General features: G+C 68.9%; 15 protein-coding genes and 1 riboswitch. Of the genes, 1 reads left to right on the top strand and 14 read right to left on the bottom strand.

Features of this window, described 5'->3' with window-relative positions:
* Positions 1 to 31: 31 nt before the first annotated feature.
* The 13 genes from VL52_RS18810 to cbiB all read right to left on the bottom strand — a co-directional run bounded on the left by VL52_RS18810 (position 32) and on the right by cbiB (position 16,131).
* Positions 32 to 778, bottom strand: coding sequence for a cobalamin biosynthesis protein (locus VL52_RS18810; RefSeq protein ID WP_046158473.1), 747 nt, complete (start codon positions 776 to 778; stop codon positions 32 to 34).
* Positions 775 to 1,578, bottom strand: a complete 804-nt coding sequence (gene cobM / locus VL52_RS18805) for a precorrin-4 C(11)-methyltransferase (RefSeq protein ID WP_046158472.1) — start codon at positions 1,576 to 1,578, stop codon at positions 775 to 777. Before cobM ends, VL52_RS18810 begins: the two co-directional genes overlap by 4 nt.
* Positions 1,575 to 2,303 (bottom strand): precorrin-2 C(20)-methyltransferase, encoded by a 729-nt coding sequence (gene cobI / locus VL52_RS18800; protein WP_046158471.1) that lies wholly within the window; start codon positions 2,301 to 2,303, stop codon positions 1,575 to 1,577. Before cobI ends, cobM begins: the two co-directional genes overlap by 4 nt.
* Entirely contained in the window at positions 2,300 to 3,433 is a 1,134-nt protein-coding gene (gene cbiD / locus VL52_RS18795) for a cobalt-precorrin-5B (C(1))-methyltransferase CbiD (protein WP_200896052.1), read from the bottom strand. The genes cobI and cbiD overlap by 4 nt, the downstream gene beginning before the upstream one ends.
* Positions 3,430 to 5,004 (bottom strand): precorrin-8X methylmutase, encoded by a 1,575-nt coding sequence (locus tag VL52_RS18790; RefSeq protein ID WP_046158470.1) that lies wholly within the window; start codon positions 5,002 to 5,004, stop codon positions 3,430 to 3,432. Before VL52_RS18790 ends, cbiD begins: the two co-directional genes overlap by 4 nt.
* Entirely contained in the window at positions 5,001 to 5,702 is a 702-nt protein-coding gene (locus VL52_RS18785) for a cobalt-precorrin-7 (C(5))-methyltransferase (protein ID WP_043611910.1), read from the bottom strand. The genes VL52_RS18790 and VL52_RS18785 overlap by 4 nt, the downstream gene beginning before the upstream one ends.
* On the bottom strand, positions 5,699 to 6,460 hold the full coding sequence (gene cobA, locus VL52_RS18780) for a uroporphyrinogen-III C-methyltransferase (protein ID WP_046158469.1): 762 nt from the start codon (positions 6,458 to 6,460) through the stop codon (positions 5,699 to 5,701). Before cobA ends, VL52_RS18785 begins: the two co-directional genes overlap by 4 nt.
* Position 6,461: 1 nt before the next feature.
* Positions 6,462 to 8,372 (bottom strand): putative cobaltochelatase, encoded by a 1,911-nt coding sequence (locus VL52_RS18775; RefSeq protein ID WP_046158468.1) that lies wholly within the window; start codon positions 8,370 to 8,372, stop codon positions 6,462 to 6,464.
* Positions 8,369 to 12,484, bottom strand: a complete 4,116-nt coding sequence (locus VL52_RS18770) for a cobaltochelatase subunit CobN (RefSeq protein WP_046158467.1) — start codon at positions 12,482 to 12,484, stop codon at positions 8,369 to 8,371. Before VL52_RS18770 ends, VL52_RS18775 begins: the two co-directional genes overlap by 4 nt.
* Positions 12,481 to 12,810 carry a (2Fe-2S) ferredoxin domain-containing protein gene (locus VL52_RS18765; RefSeq protein WP_046158466.1) on the bottom strand — a complete coding sequence of 110 codons (330 nt, stop codon included), beginning with the start codon at positions 12,808 to 12,810 and terminating at the stop codon, positions 12,481 to 12,483. Before VL52_RS18765 ends, VL52_RS18770 begins: the two co-directional genes overlap by 4 nt.
* On the bottom strand, positions 12,807 to 13,853 hold the full coding sequence (locus VL52_RS18760; RefSeq protein WP_052729403.1) for a HoxN/HupN/NixA family nickel/cobalt transporter: 1,047 nt from the start codon (positions 13,851 to 13,853) through the stop codon (positions 12,807 to 12,809). Before VL52_RS18760 ends, VL52_RS18765 begins: the two co-directional genes overlap by 4 nt.
* A 108-nt stretch (positions 13,854 to 13,961) precedes the next feature.
* Positions 13,962 to 14,145, bottom strand: a riboswitch (cobalamin riboswitch).
* 56 nt (positions 14,146 to 14,201) lie between these two features.
* Complete coding sequence (gene cobD / locus VL52_RS18755; RefSeq protein ID WP_046158465.1) at positions 14,202 to 15,200, bottom strand: threonine-phosphate decarboxylase CobD; 999 nt, start codon at positions 15,198 to 15,200, stop codon at positions 14,202 to 14,204.
* A complete protein-coding gene (gene cbiB / locus VL52_RS18750) occupies positions 15,193 to 16,131 on the bottom strand; it encodes an adenosylcobinamide-phosphate synthase CbiB (RefSeq protein WP_046158487.1) in 939 nt (312 codons plus the stop codon). The genes cobD and cbiB overlap by 8 nt, the downstream gene beginning before the upstream one ends.
* Positions 16,132 to 16,264: 133 nt before the next feature.
* On the opposite strand from cbiB, the gene VL52_RS18745 reads away from it, so the two are divergent.
* Positions 16,265 to 17,737 carry a cobyric acid synthase gene (locus VL52_RS18745; RefSeq protein WP_046158486.1) on the top strand — a complete coding sequence of 491 codons (1,473 nt, stop codon included), beginning with the start codon at positions 16,265 to 16,267 and terminating at the stop codon, positions 17,735 to 17,737.
* A 561-nt stretch (positions 17,738 to 18,298) separates the two neighbouring features.
* Here VL52_RS18745 and VL52_RS18740 read toward each other — a convergent pair.
* A partial coding sequence (locus VL52_RS18740) for an inositol monophosphatase family protein (protein ID WP_046158464.1) occupies positions 18,299 to 18,619 on the bottom strand: 321 nt, incomplete at its 5' end.

Below are 18,619 nucleotides of genomic sequence, written 5' to 3'. Positions count from 1 at the left end.
CTGCAAAGCAGGCACAACTTGTTTTTTGAACTCAAACAATTGGCCCATCCTCCACCACCGCCACCGTCACCCCATCCAACGCAGTCTTGGGCACGATCAACCTCCCTCGCGGGCTGGCGATCAGCGCGCAGGGCTCGCACACGCCGTCCACACCCACGTTCTGCCGCACCCAGTCCGACGGCGCGCCGGTCCAGCCGCGGGCGGCGACGTCTTCGCGGGCGATGACGCGCAGCGGCAGCGCGTGGCGGGCGCAGAATGCCAATAGGCCTTCTTCGTCGGCCTTCAGGTCTATCGTCGCCGCTTCGCGCACGTCGGACAGCGGCCGGCCGGCCAAGGCTTGCAGCACTGCTTGCTCGATGGCTTCGGCGCTTTTGCCGCGGCGGCAGCCGATTCCCAGCGTCAGCGGCTTGATCGCCTCTGTCGCGGTAGTGACGGCCGGCACCGCGCCGGTTAGCCGCGCCACTTCGTAGGCAAGGTCATTCGCTCCGCCTTCGTGGCCAGACAACAGCGGGATGGCGAAGCGGGCGGCTTCGTCCATCACCACCACCGCCGGGTCGCTGTATTTGCTTTGCGGCAGGCCGTCCAGATAGCGGACGGCGATGCCGCTGGCCATCACCAGCACCCAGTGGCTGTGCGCATGGAAGGCGGCGCGGAATTGCTCGCGGCCGCTGGCGCCGGGCGCCAGCCAGGGCTGGTACAGCCGGGCATCCAGCGCAGCCGCCAGCTTCTGTCCCAAGGGCAGCGCTTCGGCGCGCACCAGCCACACGGCGCGGCTCATGCCTGGTTTTCTTTCTGCAGGCTGGCCCGCTTGGTCTTGCGGTCGTCGCCGTCGCGGAAGATGTGGGTGAAGCCGGCCGCGTACAGGCTGGATTCGACGCCGCCTTCGCGCGACAGCGCCTCGCCCACCAGCAGCAGCGTGGTCAGCAGCCAGTCCTTCTGCTTCACCTCGGACAGCATCTTGCCCAGCGTGGAGCGGTGGACGGACTGGTCCGGCCAGCTGGCGCGGCGCACCAGCGCCACCGGGGTGCTGGGCGGGTAGTGCAGCGCCAGGTCGGCGACGGTCTGCTTCAGCCGCTGGCCGGACAGGAAGATGCACATCGTCGCGCGGTGGGCGGCGAAGCTGGCGATCGACTCGGTCTCCGGCACCGCGCTGGCGCGGCCGCTGGTGCGGGTGAGGATGATGGATTGAGACACCTCGGGGCGGGTCAGTTCGCTGCCCAATGCGGCGGCGGCGGCGGTGAACGAGGACACGCCGGGGACCACTTCATAGGCGATACCAAGCGCTTCCAGCCGGCGCATCTGCTCGTTGGTGGCGCCGTAGATGGCCGGGTCGCCGGAGTGCAGCCGCGCCACGTCCTTGCCCTCGGCCTGGGCGCGGCGGTACAGCGCTTCCTGCTGGTCCAGGTTCAGCTCGGCGGTGTCGTGGATTTCAGCGTCCGGACGGCAGTGGCTGAGCATCTCGGCCGGCACCAGCGAGCCGGCGTACAGCACCATGGGGGCTGAGCCCAACAGGCGGCTGCCGCGCAGCGTGATCAGGTCGGCGGCGCCGGGGCCGGCGCCGATGAAATACACTTTCATGAGTGGCGTCTTTCTCTGGCTGTCTTGCGGATCAGCATGGTGGCGAGGTAGCCGCTGGCCTCGGCCGTCAATTGCGAGGCGTCGGCGCACAGCACTTCGCCGGGCAGACCGATGCGGCGGGCGAAGGCGCACAGCTGGGCGATGCCCATCTGGTTCAGCAGCGCCAGCACGTCGGGCAGCCGCTTGCCTATCTTCATCAGCACCACGATGTCGTGGCTGTCGATATCCGCCCTCAGCTCGGCCATGTCGTCGGGGCAGGGCAGGATCAGGATGCGTTCCTTGCCTTCGCCCAGCGGCCAGGACAGCGCCGACGCGGTGGCGGCGAAGCTGGTGACGCCGGGGAAGGTCTGCGTCTCCAGCGTCGGCAGCATTTCGCGCAGCGCCGCCAGCAGATAGCCGTAGGTGGAGTAGGTCATCGAATCGCCTATGGTCAGGTAGGCGACGTTTCGGCCGGTTTTCAGTTCGGCGGCCAGTCGCTCGGCCAGCGCGCCGTAATGGCGCGACAGCGCGCCGCGGTCCGGATTCATTTCGAACTCGATTTCGCGAAAGCGGCTCTCGTCCAATTCCAGTCCGGCCAGGCACTGGCGGGCGACGGACGTGTCGCTGGAGGTGGCGCGCGGCAGGTAGACGATGTCGGCCTCGCGCAGCGCGGCCAGCGCCGCCACCGGGATCAGCCCGGCCGGGCCGGGGCCCACGCCTATGCCTATGAGCGTGCCCAGCTTCATGCGGCTTCTCCCAGCGGCGTGCCGTCCATGCTAAAGAGGCGCACCGCCACTTGCCGCACGCTGGGCACCCTGGCTGCCATCCGCGCGGCGGTGCGGCGTTCTATTTCCATCCAGTAGCCGCGCGCGTCCGGCTGGCTGCTCATGATCTGCACTACGTTCTCCACGGTATTCGCTTGTTTGATTTGCGCCACCAGCTCGGGCGCATGGCCGAGGTCGGCGGCGACGCCGGCGACGGCGTCCATCGCCATGCCGCTCTTGCCGGAGTGGGTGTCCCACACCCCGTCCAGCAGCTTGGCGATCTTGCCCGGGTGGCCCAGCACCCACAGCGTGTCCAGGATGCGGCCCTGTTCGACCAGCACCGACTCGGCGAAGTCCAGCGAGTCGCCGACGAAGTTGGCGATCTGGACGACCTGTTTCTTCTGAAGCCCCAGCGTGTCGGCGGCGTAGCCGCGGCCTATCTTGCCGGGGGTGAAGGCGATGGCCGGCGGCAGCTCGCCCAGCGCCACCCGTACGTAGACTTCGATCGACGCGATCCACGCCGCCTGCGACATCGGCTCGACGATGCCGCTGGTGCCAAGGATGGAGATGCCGCCGACGATGCCCAGCATAGGGTTGAAGGTGCGCTTGGCGATCTTGTCGCCGTCGACGCAGCCTATCGCAAGGTCGAAGCCGGGGTCGGGCCGGCCGGCCAGCGCTTCATCCACCGCCATCCGCATCATCTGCCGCGGCACCGGGTTGATCGCCGGCTCGCCGGGCGGGATGCGCAGGCCGGGCTGGGTGACCATGCCGACGCCGGCCGCGGCGAGGAAGCGCAACGCGCCGGTGTCGTTCAACTTCACCTCGGCGAATATCGTCGCGCCGTCGGTGTTGTCCGGGTCGTCGCCGGCGTACTTCAGCACTTCGGCGCGCACGGTGTTTTCGTCCAGCCAGGCCACGCTCTGCACGGGCACCGCCAGGTAAAAGTCCGGGTCCGGCAGGCTGATGAAGACCTCGTCGGCGTCCACGCCGTCCAGCAACAGCATCAGCGCCGCCTTGACGGCGGCGGTGGCGCAGCTGCCGGTGGTGCGGCCGCGGCGCATGCCGTTGGGCGCGGGGGCGGCGAGGTCGTAGGGCTGGCGCACCGGGTTCACGCTTCCCGTTGCTGTTGCTGCTGCTGATGATGAACGTGTTCGATCGCGTCTATCATCAGCGCGTTGACCACGGTGGCCGCCCACGGCGAGCCGCCGCGGGTGCCGCGGTTGGTGATGCGCGGCACTTGCAGCAGCGCGCGCAGCTCTTCCTTGCATTCGCGGGTGCCGACGAAGCCCACCGGCAGGCCGACCACCAGTTGCGGCCGCCAGCCGTGATCGCGCACCAGGCGCACGACTTCGCGGATGGCGGTGGGCGCGTCGCCTATCGCCACCACGCAGTCGTTGCCGAACTTTTGCCAGGCGCGGCGGATGCCGGCGGCGGAGCGGGTGAGGCCGCTGGCTTCGGCCAACAGCCGGGTTTCCTCGTCGTGCACGCCGCACCAGGTTTCCACTTCCAGCTGGCGCAGCACCTCGCGTTTGAGGCCGGTTTCCACCATGGTGACGTCGGTGACCACGCGGCGGCAGCGCAGCAGCGCGCGCATGCCGGTTTCGCAAGCGCCGGCCGAGAAGAACAGGTCGTCCACGCTGTTGAAGTCGCCGGTGGTGTGCACCAGCCGCATCAGCGCGGTGCGTTGTTCGGCCGGGAAAGCCGACCAGTCGCGGCCTTCGTCTATGATGCGCATGCTTTCGGCTTCGATCGGATGCGGGGTGTAGCGCTTCCAGGCCGGCGGCTGATTGGCGGTTGGCTCGCGTTCCAGCAGGCCGCGCACCTTGCCGTGGTGGCCGCGCTGCGGCTCGCCCACCTGCTGCTCGAAGCCGACGATCTGCACCCGGTACTTGCATAGCGCGCAGTTCATCGCCGCGCGGCCTTCCACGCCTTGCTGCGCCCGCTCCAAGAACACCTCGGCCACTTGGGCGTCCGGGCCCAGGTAGCCGGCGCTCAGCACCTCGATCTCCGGATGGCGCGCCGCCAGGTCCGCCGCCGCGCCGTAGATGCGCTTGACCAGCACGCCGTCGAACAGGAAGTAGGGCAGCACCACGATGCGGCGGTAGCCCAGCATGGCGGCGGCGCGCAGGCCGTCGGCCACCAGCGGCTTGGCGGTGCCGGAATAGCAGACGAAGGAGGCGGCGAAGCCCAGGCCTTCCTCCAGCATCCGCGCGAGCTTGGAGATTTCGGAATTGGCGTCCGGGTCCGAGGTGCCGCGGCCGACGACGACCAGACAGGCGTCGTTGCGCGAGACGGTCTGCGGCGACGCGGCCTCGGCCTCGACGATGCGCTGGCGGCACAGCGCCAGCAGCCGCGGATGCAGGTCCAGCGCCGCGCCGAAGTGGAAATCGACCCCCGGATGCGCCTGCTGCAGCGCCAGCAACTCGCTGGGCATGTCGTTCTTGGCGTGGGTGGCGGCCAGCAGCACGCCGGGCACCATCACCACGGTCTTGGCGCCGGCGGCGATCACCTGCTCCACCGCCTCGTCTATGGTCGGTCGGGCGAATTCCAGAAAGCCGTGGGCGACGGGGCGGTCGCCGGCGCGCGCCTTCAGCGCGTCCACCAGCTGCATGAATTCGTTCACCCCGTTCGGGTCGCGGCTGCCGTGGCCGGCGAGCACGATGGCGTAGTCTTGCGCGCTCATTTGTGGGTCGGCTCGATCTGGCTGTCCATCGGCGCGAGCGTGCGGATCAGCATGATGCTCATGTCGGAGAAGCGCTGCTCTGCGCACTCGGCCAGGGTGCCGCGCCATTCCGCCTCGTTGCGGGTCAGGTTTTCCCACACCTCCACCTGCTGGCCGGCCGGGATGCCGTTTTCCAGCAGATAGGCGGCGATGTGCCAGGGCATGAAGGAGCGCGCCTCGTCCCACGGGCAGGGGATCACGATGGCGTTGCGGCCATCCTGCAGCACGTGCACCAGGTGGCGCTTGAACGGGGTCAGGTCGCCGCGGCGGTGGAAGGTGATGAAGCTGGTTTCGTCGAAGCACACCTTGCCGCGCGAGGCCAGGATCTGCGCTGACGAGATGCCGGGTATCGTTTCCACCGGGTGGCCGCAGGCGCGTTCGACCCGCTCCAGGTACTGGAAGCCGCTGAAGTGGATGTCGCCCATGAACACCACCACGCACTTCTTGCCGGCATGGTGGCGCTCGGCGACGATGTCCAGCTGGGCCACCTGGTCGCGGTAGCCCATCTGGATCACTTCGGCGCTGTCGGGGATCAGCGGGCGGACCACGTCCACCACCGCGTTGAAGCCGGCCACCACGTCGGCCTCGCGTATCAATTGGGCCGAGCGCTGCGGCAGGTAGCCGATGTCGCCGGGGCCGGCGCCTATGCAGATGATCATGCGTATTCCTTCCTTGTTTCGTTGGCGGCGGACGGACTACAGGACGCCAGCGCCACCGTCGGTCCGATGACGATCAGCGCCGGGCTGTGGATGCCGGCCGCGCTCATGTCTTGTTCCAGCGCGTCCAGCGTGCTCAGCACCTGGCGCTGCTGCGGCAGCGTGCCGTTTTCTATCGCCGCCGCCGGGGTGTCGGGTTTCAGGCCGTGGCGCAGCAGTTCGGCGCGGATCCAGGGCAGCCGCTTGACGCCCATATAGATCACCAGCGTCATGCCGCTTTGCGCCAGCGCTTGCCAGTTGGACTCGTCGCCGTCCTGGTGCGGGTGGCCTGAGACGAAGGTCACGCCGTGGACGAAATGGCGGTGGGTCAGCGGGATGCCCAGCGTGGCCGGCACCGCCAGGCCGGCGCTGAGGCCGTTGACGATTTCCACTTCGACCCCGGCCGCTTGCAGCGTCAGCATTTCCTCGCCGCCGCGGCCGAAGACGAAGGGGTCGCCGCCCTTGAGGCGCGCCACCGTCCTGCCGGCCCGCGCCTCGTCTATCATTCTTTGCTCGATGGCCGCCTGGGGCGTAGACGGGCAGCCGCCGCGCTTGCCGACCGGCACGATTTCGGCGTCCGGCCGCAGCAGGGTGCGAATGTCCGGATGCACCAGATCGTCGACCAGCGCCACATCGGCCAGCTTCAGGCAACGCGCGGCCTTCAGCGTCAGCATGTCCAGGTCGCCGGGGCCGGCGCCTATCAGGTAAACCTTGCCCGTCATCTCAGCGGCCCAGTCTTTGTTGAATCGTCAATGTCAGCTGCTCGCCGGTGAGGGCGTCGCAAGCCAGGTATTCCGCGCCCAGCGCCTCGGCCAGCTCGCGGGCGCGGCCCAGGCGGACGAAGTCCTGCTCGGTGTCCAGCACCAGCGCCGGCGCGCCGGCCAGCTGGCCGGCCAGGTCCAGCGCCTGCCGCCACGGGTCTCCGTCCCCGTCCAGCGCCACATTGGCGCGGCCGTCGCTCAGGATGACCAATAGCGGCGCCGGACCGCCCAACTGGCGGGACAGCGTGTCGGCGGCCAGCGCCAGCGCGTGGGCCAGCGGCGTGCGGCCGCCGGTGGGCAGCTCGCGCAATGCCAGTTCTGCCTGTTCGACGCGGTTGCACGGCGGCAGCAGCAGTTCGGCCTTCTGGCCGCGAAAGGCGATCAGCGCCACCTGGTCGCGGCGGCGGTAGGCGTCTTCCAAGAGGCTCAGCACCGTGCCCTTGACCTGCTCCATCCGCTGGCGCGCAGCCATCGATCCGGAGGCGTCCACCACCAGCAGGATCAGGTTGCCCTGTTTGGCGACACGAACCTTGTCGTGCAGGTCGGCGCGGGTGACGGCGAAGTGGTCCGGATCGCGCAAGATCGCGTGGCGCAGCGTGGCGTCCACCGCCAGCTGGGCCGGCTGCGGATTGGCCTCGGCGCGCACGTAATGGCCGCGCTGGCGGCTGGCACCATCGCTGCGGCGGCCGGCCGCGTCGCCGGACGAGGGCGCCTGGACGCGGATGCGGGCGATGTCGCCGGCCGTCGCGGCGGCGAAGATTTGTTCCGAACCATGGCTGGCAGGATTCGGCTCCTGCTCGCCATCGGCGTTCGGCGGCGGCTGATTGGCGTCACCCTGGTCCTGCGGCGGCGGAGGGGGCGGATTGGACGCCTGCCGCGTCATCTGCTCCAGCTTGTCCTGGTCCAGCCCGCTTTGCTCGAACGGTTTGCGGCGGCGGCGGTGCGGCAGCACCAGCCGGGCGGCGTCGCGGATGTCTTCTGCGCTGGCGTCGGCGCGGCCGTCCAGCGCGGCCAGCGCGCGCGCGGCCTTGTTCAGCACGATGTCGGCGCGCAGGCTGCTGACGTCGAATTCGCAGCACAGCTCGCTGACGAAGTGGAACAGGCTATCGCTGAGCCGGGTTTGCGGCAGCAGCGCGCGGGCGGCGGCGATGTTTTCGCGCAGCGCCTCGCTGTCGGTCTGCCATTGGGCGGCGAAGCCGGCCGGATCGGCCTCGAAGGCCAGGCGGCGGCGCACCACCTCGGCGCGCAGAAGAGGCTCGCGCGGCGCGGCCACGTCCACCATCAGGCCGAAGCGGTCCAGCAACTGCGGCCGCAGATCGCCTTCTTCCTGGTTCATGGTGCCGAGCAGCGTCACCCGCGCCGGGTGGCTGACCGCCAGGCCCTCGCGCTCCACGGTGTTGACGCCCATCGCGGCTGCGTCCAGCAGCACGTCCACCAGGTGGTCGGCCAGCAGATTCACTTCGTCGATGTAGAGCATGCCGCGGTGGGCCGCCGCCAAGAGGCCGGGTTTGAACGCCTGCTTGCCGCCCTGCAGCGCCTTTTCGAAGTCCAGGCTGCCCAGCACGCGGTCCTCGGTGGCGCCCAGCGGCAGGTTGATGAAGGGCACCGGGCCGTCATGCAGCGCGCGCGCGTCGCCGGAGCACACCGGGCACAGCGGCAGCGGATGGTCGGGCTCGCAGTTGTAGCCGCAGCCGGTCGCCCGGCGTATGGCCGGCAGCACGGCGGCCAGGCCGCGGGCGGCGGTGCTCTTGGCGCTGCCCTTGTCGCCGCGCACCAGCACGCCGCCGACCGTCGGGTCCACCGCGCAGATCAGCAGCGCCTGCTTCAGTTGTTCCTGGCCGACGATGGCGGCGAAGGGGTAAATCGGGCTCATGCTTGGTTTTCTCCGCGCGCTTCCAGCAGCGCTTCGCTATCCAGGTGCAGCTGGCGCAGGGCGGCCAGCGTGGCGGGGTCCGGCTCCGCCCACAGCTGGCGCTGCGCGGCTTCCAGCAGGCGGTCGGTGATGGCGTTCAGCGCCCACGGGTTGCTGTCGGCGAAGAACTGCTGCATAGACGGGTCCAGCGCGTAGCTTTGCGCCAGCTGCTCGTAGACCCAGTCGTCCACCACCTGGGCGGTGGCGTCGTAGCCGAACAGGTAGTCGACGGTGGCGGTCAGCTCCAGCGCGCCCTTGTAGCCGTGCTTCTGGATGCCGGCGATCCACTTGGGGTTGGCCACCCGCGAGCGGAACACCCGCAGCACTTCCTCCTTCAGGCCGCGCACCGCGGGCGCTTCCGGATTGTGGCTGTCGCCGAAGAAGGCGCGCGGCTGGCGGCCGCTGAGGCTGCGTATCGTCGCGATCATCCCGCCGTGGTATTGCAGGTAGTCGTCGCTGTCGAAGATGTCGTGCTCGCGGTTGTCCTGATTGTGCAGGGCGACTTCCACGCCGGAGAGCCGGTGGCGCAGCGCGTCGCGGGCGTCGGCGCCGTTGGCCTCGCGGCCGTAGGCGTAGCCGCCCCAGTTGACGTAGGCGGTGGCGAAGTCGGCGTCGTTCTGCCAGTTCTGCTCGTTGATCAGCGGCAGGATGCCGGCGCCGTAGCTGCCGGGCTTGGCGCCGAACACGCGGTACAGCGATTGCGCGTCGGCGTCGGGCAGCTTGCCTAAGAGTTCGTTTTTCAAGTCGGCCAGGTAGTGCTTGCGCAGGAAGTTCTGCTCCGTCGGCTCGTCCAGCCGCGCCACGGTGTGCACCGCCTCGTCCACCAGCGCAATCAGATGGGGGAAGGCGTCGCGGAAGAAGCCGCTGATGCGCACGGTGACGTCGATGCGCGGCCGGCCCAGCTCGGCCAGGGGAATGATTTCCAGGCCCTGCACGCGGCGGCTTTCCTGCTGCCAGCGCGGCTTGACGCCGAGCAGCGACAGGATTTCGGCGATGTCGTCGCCGTGGGTGCGCATCGCGCTGGTGCCCCACACGCTGATGGCAACTGATTCCGGATATTGGCCGGTTTCTTTCAGATGGCGGGCCAGCATCTCGCGCGCCAGGCCGTCGCCGATGCGCCAGGCGGCTTGCGAGGGCAGGCTGCGCGGGTCCACCGAATAGAAATTGCGGCCGGTGGGCAGGATGTGGGCCATGCCGCGCGTCGGCGCGCCGCTGGGGCCGGCCGGCACGTAGCCGCCCTCCAGGCCGCGCAGCAGATTGTCTATCTCTTCGGCGGTGCGGGCGAGCTTGAGACACAGCTCGGCGCAGACGAAGTTCAGCACCCGTTCCAGATCGGCGTTCGGCGCTATGCCGGGCAGGACGCTTTCGACGGCGGCCGGGATGGCGGCGGCGTCGTAGCCGCGCGCGGCCAGCTCGGCGATCAGCGCGCGCGCCAGCTTCAGCACCGCGTCGTGCGCGTCGGCGCGGGTGACCAGGGCTTGGCTGGCCAAGGTCTGCAAGGCAGTGGGCGTTTCGGCCAGGCGCTTGCCCTGGTCTTGCTGCCACAGCGGCCAGTCGCCGCCGCAGGCCGCCGCCACGCTGGCGGGCAGGCCGGGGATGCCGAGGTTGGGCAAGCGGGTCAGCGCCAGCAGCATGTCGATCAGCGCCTCGCCCCGCGGGGCGTTGCCGAGCACGTGCAGGCCGTCGCGGATCTGCGCCGCGCCCAGCTCGCACAGATAGCCGTCTATGTCCTCGATCAGGTGGGCGACGTCCACGCCGTCCATCTTGGCCAGGCTCAGCGGCACGCCGTCTTCGTTCAGCGTGTCGTCCCAGTCGTGGTCATGGTCGTGGTGGTCGTGGCCGTGATGATCATGATGATGGTGGTCGTGGTGATGGCCATGGTCGCCATGATCGTGGTGGTGATGGTGCCCATGGCCGTGCTCGGCCTTGGCCGGGCGGTATTTCGCCGCCGCGGCCGTCGCCGGTTTCATCGCGGCCGTCGGCTTGGCCGCTTGCGGCCGGTATTTGCCGTGGACGGCGGCGGGCGCATGCGGGTGTCCGCCATGCGGGTGATGGTCGTGGCCATGGTGATGGCCATGGTCGTGATCGTGTTCATGACCGTGGTCATGGTCGTGCTTCAGCATCGCCGCCAGGTCGGTGTCGAGCTTGGCTTCCTTGATCAGGTCCCAGATCTGCTGCTGCAGCAGCGGCAGTTTGTTCGGGTCCAGCAGCTCCACTTGGTAGTACTCGTCCACCAGTTGGGTCAGCTGCGCCAGCGGGCCGTAGCTGTCGGCGGTGGTCATCGTCGGGGTCAGGTGGTCGATGATCACCGCGTGGCCGCGGCGCTTGGCCTGCGAGCCTTCGCCCGGATCGTTGACGATGAAGGGGTAGAACAGCGGCATGTCGCCCAACAGCGCGTCCGGGAAGCAGTTCTGCGACAGGCCCACGCCCTTGCCCGGCAGCCATTCCAGCGTGCCGTGCTTGCCGACGTGGACGATGGCGTCGGCCCGCCAGTCGTCGCGCAGCCAGCGGTACAGCGCGTAGTAGTGGTGGGTGGGCGGCAGGTCCGGGGTGTGGTAGATGGCGTCCGGGTCCATGCCGTAGCCGCGCGGCGGCTGCAGCGCGACGAAGACATTGCCGTAATCCAGGCCGGAAAACACCAGTTCGTCGCCGTCGACGTAGGCGGCGCCCGGCGGCTGGCCCCAGCGTTGCAGCATCTTGTCGCGCAGCGCGTCGGGCAGCTCGTCGAACCAGGCCTGGTAGCGCTTGGCCGGCACGCGGGCGGCGGCGTTCCGCATCTGCTCGGCGCTCAGATAGTCCTGGTCGTAAGCGCCACGGTCTATCAGCTCGTGCATCAGCGCGTCGCTGTCCGGCGGCAGCTCGTCCATCCGGTAGCCGCGGCCTTGCATGCCGCGCAGCATCGCGTATAGAGACGCGGGGGAGTCCAGCCCCACCGCATTGCCGATCTGCGAGGCCTTGCTGTTGGAGTTGGTGAAGATGAAGGCGATGCGCTTGCCGGCGTTTTCCACATGGCGCAGCCGGGCCAGCCGGGCGGCGATGCCGGCCAGGCGGCGGGCGCGGTCCGGCAGCGGCGCGTATTGCTCGGCCTGGCCGGCCTCGGCCGGCTGCTTGAAGCTCAGCGGCACGCCGATGATGCGGCCGTCGAACTCCGGCAGCGCCACGTTCATCGCGGTGTCCAGCGGGTTGAAGCCGCGGTCGGACGCTTCCCACTGCTCGCGGGTCATGGTGCTGGTGATGGCCTGCAGCACTGGCAGATCCAGCCGGTCCGACGCCTCCACCGCCCAGCCGGGCTGGGTGGGGCCGTCGTTGTTGATGTCGCCCATCGCGAACGAGGTGGTGTTGATCAGCAAGGACACCTTGGCGCGCGGATCGGCCAGCAGCGCCAATGCCGCCGGCAGGCCGCCTTCCTGTATCGTTCGCAAGGACGAGGTGAACACCGGCAGCGCGTTGACGCCGCGCTCGGCCAGGCAGTCCACCAGCAGATCGATGAAGCGGGTGTTGCCGGACAGCCAGTGGGCGCGGTAGAAGCACAGTCCGACGGTCGGCCAGTCCGGATGGCGGATTTCGAGCCAATCTTCCAGCGAGCAGGGCGCGGCCAGCTCCGGGTGGTAGACGCCGTGCTCCGGCAGCGGCAGCGGGCTCTGGTAGCCGAAGCCGGTCAGCAGCAGTCTATCCGCCAGGCAGCGCATCATCTCGCCCAGGTTGGCGCTGCCGCCGGCCTGCAGATAAGCATGGACATCCTGCTGCAGCGATACCGGCGCGCTGCATAGCGCTTGCAGTTCCGGATCCGGCTCGCCTGTGCCGCTGACCACGATGACGGCGCATTGCACGCGGCGGGCGTGGGCCAGGAGCCGCTCCAGGCCGGGTATCGCGTCGGCGCGGCCCAGCACGCGCAGCACGATGGCGCGGGCGTTGGCAAGCTGGCCGTCCAGCAGTGTCTGCATCGCGGCTTCGTCGGCTATGCCTTGCAGCGCGATGCCGGCGACCGCGGGGAAATCCTCAGGCCAGCGCGCGCGCGACAGCGCGGCGAGGTCGGTGCCGGCGTGGCTCAGCAATGCGATTTCGGCGCTCATGCCTGGGTCTCCGGGGCGATGTCGCCGATGCCGGTTTTATGGAAGATCAATTCTTCGACGGGCGAGCCGTCCTTCAGATGCTGGCAGACGATGCGCTCGACGTCGGCTTCGCTGACCTTGCGGTACCAGACGCCGTCCGGGTACACCACCATCACCGGGCCTTCCTTGCACACGGCGAAGCAGTGGCTGCGGGTGCGCTTGGCGCGCAGGCCTTCGCAGGCGTCTATGGTGCGGCCCAGGTGCAGGAACATCGCTTCCGAGCCCTGGCCGTCAGGGGTGCAGCGCGGGCCGGTGCACATCAGCACGTGTTTGTCGTGGGTTCTCATCGCGCCTCCGGCGTCAGTTGGTCGAAGCGCTTCCATTTGTAGATGCCGGCGGAGGCGAGCCAGGTGAACAGGAAGACGGCGACGACGAAGTAGCCGAAGTGGGCCAGGTCGTCGTTGAGCGCGGCGATCCAGTCCCAGAAAGCGCCGGTGAGCTGCAGCTTGTCGGCCAGCAGGCCCAGGCCTTCCAGCCCGCCGATGCCGACGGCGACGATGACGGAGACGAAGGTGATGGTCAGGTTGTACCACAGCTTGCGCACCGGCTTGACGAAGGCCCAGCCATAGACTTCCACCATCATCATGCTGTCCAGCGTGTCCACTAGCGCCATGCCGGCGGCGAATAGCACCGGGAATACCATGATGTGCCACAGCGCCACGCCGTGGGCGCTTTGCGAGGTGGCGATGGCGAACAGGCCGATCTCGGTGGCGGTGTCGAAGCCAAGGCCGAACAAAAAGCCGATGGGCAGCATGTGCCAGCTCTTGGTCACCATCTTGAACAGGGGTTTGAGCATGCGCGCGATCAGGCCGCGGTTGTTCAACAGCAGGTCCAGCTGCTCGTCGCAGATGGCTTCTCCGGCGCGGGCGCGGCGGAAGGCGCCCCACACCGCGCGCAAGGACGACAGGTTGATCAGCGCCAGCGTCAGCAGGAAGAAGGCCGACACGCTGGTGCCGATGACGCCGCCTATTTCCTTGAAGCCAGTCACGCGGCTTTGCAGCGCGCTGGCGGCGAACACGATCAGCGCCACGGCGATGACGACCACCGCCGAGTGGCCCAAGGAAAAGAACAGGCCCACCGTCGACGGCCGGCGTTTTTCCTGCATCAGCTTGCGCACGGTGTTGTCGATGGCGGCGATGTGGTCTGCGTCCACCGCGTGGCGCAGGCCGAACAGGTAGGCCAGCAGCGCGGTGGCGAGCTGGGCCGGGTGATCGGCGAAGGCGGCGAACGCCCAGGCCCAGGCCAGGAGGTTGGCCAGGATCAGACCGGCGAGAATGGGCGCGTGGCGCGCCAGGCGACGGCCGGCGGTCGGCGCGGTGGATGGATGCATGGTGCCCTCGGAGACGATTCACGTCGCGCAAGCGAGGGCACAGTCCGCTGGTTTTTCATGGGCGGCGCATGTGCATATCCCCCGGTACACCCCGCCCGGTTTCTGCTTGCGTCGACACGTATGACGGCCGGTCTCCTGGCTCGCGCGTCGTCGTCCGGCGCCGCCTTCCCGACCTTGCTAGGGGCCAGTGGCGTCAGGCGTGGACTCTGCGCTTACAGTTGCGGGGGCAGCCGCGGTTTCGCACCGCGTTCCCGTTTCACCCTCTAGGGGCACCGTCATTGATTGGACTGGATCATACGTGACAACGCCGATGCTGTGAACCGCCGCGCCGGGCTCCGTCGCGTTCGCTCAATCGCGGATGTCGTGCCGCCGCCAGTCGGTGAGCGCCTGCTCCAGCCGAACCCAGTCGGCGTCGGTCTTGGGCAGGCCGAAGCGCAGGCTGGGGATGGATTCGAAGTAGCGGGTCAGGATGCCGCGGCCGGCCAGGTAGCGGTGCGTTGAAAGGCTGCGCGCGCCAGGTGCCCACTGGAACAATTCGCAGCCGCCGGCGGGCGGCAGGCCGTGCCGCTCCAGGCAGCGTTGCAGCCTGGAGCTGTCGCGCTGCAGCTTGGTTTTCATCGTCTGTTGCCAGGCGATGTCGCGCAGCGCCAGCTTTACCGCCTCGCGCGCCGGGCCAGCCACCGTCCATGGCCCCAGCTCCTCGGCCAGCGCCTGCAGCAGTTCCGGCCAGCCGAACACGAATCCGGCGCGCGCGCCGGCCAGGCCGAAGAACTTGCCGATCGAGCGCAGCACGATCAGTCCCGGCTTGCCGATGCGCGGCAGCATGCTGTCCTCCGGCGCCGCATCCAGAAACGCCTCGTCCACCACCAGCCAGCCGCCGCGCGCGGCCAGCCGCTGCCGCCAGCTTTCCAGCAGCGCCGGGCTGAAGCGGTCGCCGGTGGGGTTGTTGGGATTGCACAGCAACACCACGTCCAACTGGTCGATGCCGGCTGCCAGCTCGTCCGGAGACAGCCGGAACAGCTGGTGTCCGCGTTTCTGCCAGTGGTGGGGATGCTCGGCGTAGCACAGCGCCAGCATGCCGACGCGGCAGGGCGCGCGCAGCCGCGGCAGCAGCTGGATCGCCGGCTGAGAGCCGGCCACGGCCAGCAGCTTGTCGCTGCCGTAATATTCCGCCGCCGCCGCCTCCAGCCCGTCATGGTTTTGCGGCAGCCGCAGCCAGCTGTCAGCGGATAAAGTGGGCACCGGCCAGCCATTGGGATTGACGCCGGTGGACAGGTCCAGCCAGTCTCCGGCCGGAATGCCGTATTCGGCCGCGGCGCGCAGCAGGCCGCCCCCGTGTTCAAGCATGGATCGCTCCGATCAAGATGGCGGCCGCCAGCGACAACGCCGCCCATAGCCACATGCCCCGGTTGACCAGCCGCACCGCGCGGCCGATGTCTTCATGCGTGGGAGTGGGACCGCAACCGAGCGGCGGACGTTCCTTCCATTGGCCGTGATAGCGCGCGCCGCCGCCCAGGCTGACGCCCAGCGCGCCGGCGCCGGCCGCCATCACCGGGCCGGCGTTGGGGCTGTACCAGGTCGGCGCCTGGGTGCGCCAGCAGCGCCAGCCCTTGGCGGCATGGCCCAGCAGCAGATAGGTGAGGGCGGCCAGCCGCGCCGGGAGATAGTTCAGCGCGTCGTCGAAGCGGGCGGCGGCCCAGCCGAAGTGCAGGTAGCGATCGTTCTTGTAGCCCCACATCGCGTCCAGCGTGTTGGCCAGCCGGTACAGCACCGCGCCGGGCGCGCCCAGAACCAGAAACCAGAACAGCGCGGCGAAGACGGCGTCGCTGCCGTTTTCCAGCACCGACTCGATCGTCGCGCGGGCGACGCCGGCTTCGTCCAGTTCGCTGGTGTCGCGGCTGACGATCCAGCCCACCCGCTCGCGGGCAAGTTGAAGATCGCCTTCGGCCAATGCCTTGCGCACCACCTCGGCGTGCTGGGCCAGGCTGCGAGCGCCGACTGCCAGATAGAGCAGGGCAACCGGAACGATAATCTCCAGCAGCGGCAGCTTCGCCAGCGCCCAGGCGGTCAGCGTGAAGGGCGCCAATAGCAGCGAGATGGCGGCCGCGCCGCGCAGCCGCATGCGCCAGACCGGCTCAGCTTCCGGCGCGGCCGGGTAGGCCAGCCGCTCCATGGCCTTGACCAGCCGGCCGAAGCCGACCAGCGGATGCCAGCGCGGCGGTTCGCCCAGCAAGCGGTCCAGCAGCAGCGCGATCGGCAGAAACAATGCGGAATTCAACAAGCGGCCCTATATAATGGCCGGCCGCCGCTCGGTATTATCCAATGCGCAAGTCTGTCGCGCTTTGGGCGGCCGGAATGAATCAAGCCGCCATTCTAAGCGTTGTCAGCCATCCATGCGCAGGGAGATCGCCATGACCGCCAAAACCATCATGATCCAGGGCGCCACGTCCGACGCCGGCAAGAGCGCGCTGGCCACCGGCCTGTGTCGGCTGCTGGTCCGGCGCGGCGTGCGGGTGGCGCCGTTCAAGCCGCAGAACATGGCGCTGAACAGCGCGGTGACGGCGGACGGCGGCGAGATCGGCCGCTCGCAGGCGGTGCAGGCGCTGGCCTGCCGCGTGGAGCCGCACACCGACATGAACCCAGTGCTGCTCAAGCCCAATAGTCATACCGGCTCGCAGGTGATCATCCAGGGCCGCGCCATCGGCAATATGGAGGCGCGCGGCTATCACGGCTACAAGCCGGTCGCGATGAAGGCGGTGCTGGAGTCGCACGCCAGGTTGGCGGAACAGTATCAATGCATCGTCGCCGAGGGCGCCGGCAGCCCGGCAGAGATCAATCTGCGCGACGGCGACATCGCCAATATGGGCTTTGCCGAGGCGGTGGACTGCCCGGTGATTCTGGTGGCCGACATCGAGCGCGGCGGCGTGTTCGCCCACCTGGCCGGCACGCTGGCGTTATTGTCCGAATCCGAGCGCGCGCGCGTCGTCGGCCTGGTGATCAACCGCTTCCGCGGCGACCCGTCCCTGCTCCAGACCGGCGTCGACTGGCTGGAGAGCCACACCGGCAAGCCGGTGCTGGGCGTGCTGCCCTATCTGTACGACCTGCATCTGGAGGCCGAGGACAGCATGGGCCTGGACAAGCCCGGCGGCGCATCGGGCGGCGGCGACAAGCTGCGCGTGGTCGCGCCGGCCGCGCCGCGCGTCAGCAACCACACCGATTTCGATCCGTTGCGCCTGCATCCGCAGGTGGAGTTCACGCTGGTGCGCGCCGGCGAAACCATTCCGCCGGCCGACCTGATCGTCCTGCCGGGCAGCAAGAACGTGCTGGCGGACCTGGCCTGGCTGCGCGCCCAAGGCTGGGAGGCGGCGCTGCGCCGCCACCTGCGCTACGGCGGCAAGGTGCTGGGCATTTGCGGCGGCCTGCAGATGCTGGGCAGAAAGCTGCATGATCCGGATGGATTGGAGGGCGAGCCGGGCAGCGGCGACGGCCTGGGCTGGCTGGACATGGAAACCACCCTGGCGCCGGAGAAGCGGCTGACGCGGATGCGCGGTCGTTTATCGCTGGAGGATGCCGAAGCCGCCGGCTACGAAATCCATATGGGCGTGAGCCAAGGGCCGGCCTTGGCCAGGCCCGCCATGCGCTTTGACGACGGCTCGGCCGACGGCGCTCGTTCGGAAGACGACCAGATCTTCGCTACCTATCTGCACGGCGTGTTCGACGAGCCGGCCGCCTGCCAGGCCATCCTGCGCTGGGCGGGGCTGGCGGAGCCGGAGGCGCTGGACTACCCGGCGCTGCGCGAGGCCAATATCGACAAACTGGCGGACATGCTGGAGAAGCATCTGAACCTGGAGCCTATCCGCCACTGTCTGTTCGCCGATTCGTGAGCCGGAAATGAAAAACACGGACCGCGAGCTTGCGATCCGTGTTGGCTTGCGCTGCGCGCGAAGGCGCGGCGATTCCTCAGTTTTTCAGATTATCGGTTTTCGAGAATTTCAGCAGGGCGCTTTCCATCACAAAGCTCGGCTGCGCCTTGTCGCCGGATGTTTGTGGATTCGGAACGTGGATGACGGACAGCGCTTCCGCGTGAAAACCGTCCCACTGGTTGTTTCGCGCGGTCGCGTCGTCGCCTACCGCGCCGAAATCGATAACCGTGGCGGCAGCAAGCGGCTCGGAGCGGTTCCACTTGCCGCCAGCCCAGATCGACAGGCGGTTGCGCTTGTCGTCGTAGGCGACCGGCGCGTTGCCCGGCGCGGTTTGGGCCGGCGCGGCCGGCAGCGTGTCGTTGGCCGGAGTGCTCTGGGAAGGGGGCGGTTGATGCCGGCGTCGCCGCTGACGTCGATGGTGGCTTCGGACATGGCGCGGCCTTTCTTCTGGCGTGTTTATCCGGCGCCATTATCGCGGCCGCGCGCGTTTGGGTTCAGATGGCGCGGTTCAGTGGCGGCGATTCAGCCGGCTTCCGCGGCGATCGCCGCCAGCAGCGTCTCCGCCAGCTCCGGCCGGCAGATCAGCAGGTCTGGCATTTTCACGTCCGCCTGGTTGAACGCGCAGGGCGAGCCGTCTATCCGCGACGCGTGCAGGCCGGCGGCCAGCGCCACGCCTACCGGCGCGCAGGTGTCCCATTCGTTCATGCCTCCGGCGTGCAGATAGGCGTGGGCCTCGCCGCGCAGCACCGCCATCGCCTTGGCGCCGGCCGAGCCCATCGGCGCCAGCTCGGCGCCCAGCCGGGCGGCGACGCGTTCCGCCAGCGCCGGCGGGCGGCTGCGGCT

Source organism: Chromobacterium vaccinii, assembly GCF_000971335.1.
In the GTDB taxonomy this organism is placed as follows: domain Bacteria; phylum Pseudomonadota; class Gammaproteobacteria; order Burkholderiales; family Chromobacteriaceae; genus Chromobacterium; species Chromobacterium vaccinii.
The sequence above is the reverse complement of the archived record's forward strand: the minus strand, read 5'-3'. Positions and strand labels throughout refer to the sequence as shown.

Bases quoted from the DNA above. Each gene is read 5' to 3' on its own strand.
- VL52_RS18810 (WP_046158473.1), bottom strand. From the start codon at position 778: ATGAGCCGCGCCGTGTGGCTGGTGCGCGCCGAAGCGCTGCCCTTGGGA.
- cobM (WP_046158472.1), bottom strand. From the start codon at position 1,578: ATGAAAGTGTATTTCATCGGCGCCGGCCCCGGCGCCGCCGACCTGATC.
- cobI (WP_046158471.1), bottom strand. From the start codon at position 2,303: ATGAAGCTGGGCACGCTCATAGGCATAGGCGTGGGCCCCGGCCCGGCC.
- VL52_RS18790 (WP_046158470.1), bottom strand. From the start codon at position 5,004: ATGAGCGCGCAAGACTACGCCATCGTGCTCGCCGGCCACGGCAGCCGC.
- VL52_RS18785 (WP_043611910.1), bottom strand. From the start codon at position 5,702: ATGATCATCTGCATAGGCGCCGGCCCCGGCGACATCGGCTACCTGCCG.
- cobA (WP_046158469.1), bottom strand. From the start codon at position 6,460: ATGACGGGCAAGGTTTACCTGATAGGCGCCGGCCCCGGCGACCTGGAC.
- VL52_RS18775 (WP_046158468.1), bottom strand. From the start codon at position 8,372: ATGAGCCCGATTTACCCCTTCGCCGCCATCGTCGGCCAGGAACAACTG.
- VL52_RS18770 (WP_046158467.1), bottom strand. From the start codon at position 12,484: ATGAGCGCCGAAATCGCATTGCTGAGCCACGCCGGCACCGACCTCGCC.
- VL52_RS18765 (WP_046158466.1), bottom strand. From the start codon at position 12,810: ATGAGAACCCACGACAAACACGTGCTGATGTGCACCGGCCCGCGCTGC.
- VL52_RS18760 (WP_052729403.1), bottom strand. From the start codon at position 13,853: ATGCATCCATCCACCGCGCCGACCGCCGGCCGTCGCCTGGCGCGCCAC.
- cobD (WP_046158465.1), bottom strand. From the start codon at position 15,200: ATGCTTGAACACGGGGGCGGCCTGCTGCGCGCCGCGGCCGAATACGGC.
- VL52_RS18745 (WP_046158486.1), top strand. From the start codon at position 16,265: ATGACCGCCAAAACCATCATGATCCAGGGCGCCACGTCCGACGCCGGC.